Source organism: Acinetobacter sp. YH12070 (assembly GCF_013419625.1).
Lineage (GTDB): Bacteria > Pseudomonadota > Gammaproteobacteria > Pseudomonadales > Moraxellaceae > Acinetobacter > Acinetobacter amyesii.
Map to the genome: position 1 here is coordinate 1 of NZ_VOZT01000129.1, position 1,909 is coordinate 1,909.

At 38.1% G+C, this 1,909-nt stretch carries 2 protein-coding genes and 3 pseudogenes; 3 read left to right on the plus strand and 2 right to left on the minus strand.

Features of this window, described 5'->3' with window-relative positions:
* Positions 1–108 (plus strand): annotated as a pseudogene (locus FTU17_RS17240) (IS701 family transposase); the annotation flags it as partial.
* A 45-nt stretch (positions 109–153) separates the two neighbouring features.
* On the opposite strand, the gene FTU17_RS17245 reads toward FTU17_RS17240, so the two are convergent.
* Together FTU17_RS17245 and FTU17_RS17250 are read right to left on the minus strand one after the other, a co-directional pair.
* A complete protein-coding gene (locus FTU17_RS17245; RefSeq protein ID WP_180064195.1) occupies positions 154–822 on the minus strand; it encodes an epoxyqueuosine reductase QueH in 669 nt (222 codons plus the stop codon).
* Positions 823–967: 145 nt separating this feature from the next.
* Entirely contained in the window at positions 968–1,408 is a 441-nt protein-coding gene (locus FTU17_RS17250; protein ID WP_180116982.1) for an Rrf2 family transcriptional regulator, read from the minus strand.
* 107 nt (positions 1,409–1,515) lie between these two features.
* Between FTU17_RS17250 and FTU17_RS17255 the strand changes: the two are divergent.
* Both FTU17_RS17255 and FTU17_RS17260 read left to right on the plus strand, forming a co-directional pair.
* Positions 1,516–1,782: pseudogene (locus tag FTU17_RS17255) on the plus strand (FAD-dependent oxidoreductase); the annotation flags it as partial.
* A 43-nt stretch (positions 1,783–1,825) separates the two neighbouring features.
* Positions 1,826–1,909: pseudogene (locus FTU17_RS17260) on the plus strand (IS1595 family transposase); the annotation flags it as partial.

The following is a 1,909-nucleotide window of genomic DNA, read 5'->3' on the forward strand; positions in this document are numbered from 1 at the left end:
AATGTATATCGTTGGCAGAAGAAATTATTTAGACCAATTATCAAAAGCTTCATTGATGACTTTATTCTCGATAAAAATCATCTGCTACCACAGAGAATCTTTAAATAATAGTGCGTAAGTCCTATATCCATAAAAAATAACGAAGGGCAGAACTCAAGCTTCTTCATCCATCGCATTGGAATAAAACTTCACACCCAATTTGATTCGGTCACGGCCTTGGCTCATACGCCAGCGGTTGGTATCGCGCAGTGAATACACACAGCCGCAGTATTCCTGCTGATAAAATTCTTCTTTTTTACTGATTTCCAGCATGCGTACAGCACCGCCATTTTTACGCCAGTTATAGTCCCAATAGGTTATTCCGTCATAATGTGAAGCCGAACGATGACCACAGTCATTAATCTGCTGCATATTTTTCCAGCGTGAAATACCCAGTGAACTGCTGATTAGGCTAAAGCCATGTTCTGCTGCATATAATGCCGTACGTTCAAAGCGCATATCAAAACACATGGTACAGCGGATACCTTTTTCAGGCTCATTTTCCATGCCTTTGGCGCGTTCAAACCAGTTGTCTGTGTCGTAATCACAGTCGATAAACGGAATATTGTGTTTTTCTGCAAAGCGGATATTTTCCTCTTTACGGATTTCATATTCTTTTACTGGATGAATATTGGGATTGTAAAAAAAGATCGAAAAATCAATACCAGATTCAATTAAAGTTTCCATGACTTCGCCAGAACAGGGCGCACAGCAAGAATGCAATAAAAGCTTGTCATGACCTGTTGGGAGCGTCAGTTTCTGACGGTCAAGTTTGTTAGACATAATCATAAGCTATAAGTATAAACTTTATATTTTAGCGATTCATGGACATATCAAAGCTCGAATATGCTGATTTTTTCTAAGTTGGAGCTGAGTCAGATTCAGTATAGCGACTTAAAATTGAAATCAATTTGAAGATGCATTTATTTTATTTAGTGTTCATCTGCTGATTCCATTCAATCTGAAAATCATGCGCCAATTGGTCTAATTGAGTTGCTTTAAGGTTTTTAATCAGCACTTCTTGCGCTTCAAAAAAGACATGATCAAGTGCCCGATTGACCACCAGTTCTACCAAGCAATCTGGCTGCATATTTTCATTGCCAATGGCGAAAATAGAAGGTTCACCGACAGCAAGGTAAATGTCATACAGCGAAATGTCATGCAGAGGTTTAATCAAACTCCAGCCGCCACCAGGGCCTTTCTCAGAATCAACAAATCCATGTTTTTTTAAGCCAGACATGGTTCTACGCACCACAACAGGATTTGTTTCCAGCATTTCGGCAATCTGATCTGAAGTGAAAGGCTTATTTTCACGTGCCATGTGCAGCAGGACATGCAGCATTCGTGAAAGTTTACTGTCTTTACGCATGAGGAAATAGATGATTAGGGTAATTAATAGATTGTAACATTAAAAGTTTCTTATAAGCATATTAAGTGATATAGTAACTTTTAAAGTTACATATAGGCATTATGAATATGAATTATGAAGTTGTGATTATTGGTGGTAGTTATGCAGGGCTTTCTGCAGCTTTACCTTTAGCACGTGCGCGCCGCCGTATTTTAATTATTGAGGCAGGGCAACGTCGTAATCGTTTTGCTGAACATTCACATAATTTTTTGACGCAAGATGGCCGATCACCAAGTGCTATTGCAGCAGAAGCTAAAGCACAATTAGAAAAGTATTCCACGATTTCATGGCTTGCTGAAACGGTTACAGATGTAAAAGCGCTTGATGGAAAATATTTAAGGCTCTAGACTAGCAGAATAGATATGTTAGTCTAGAATCATGATAGAAAACAGTAAATTAAGTCACTATAAGATTAAAAAAATTATTCAGTGCTTTTGCATTGATATTCCTGCTTCTAAAACA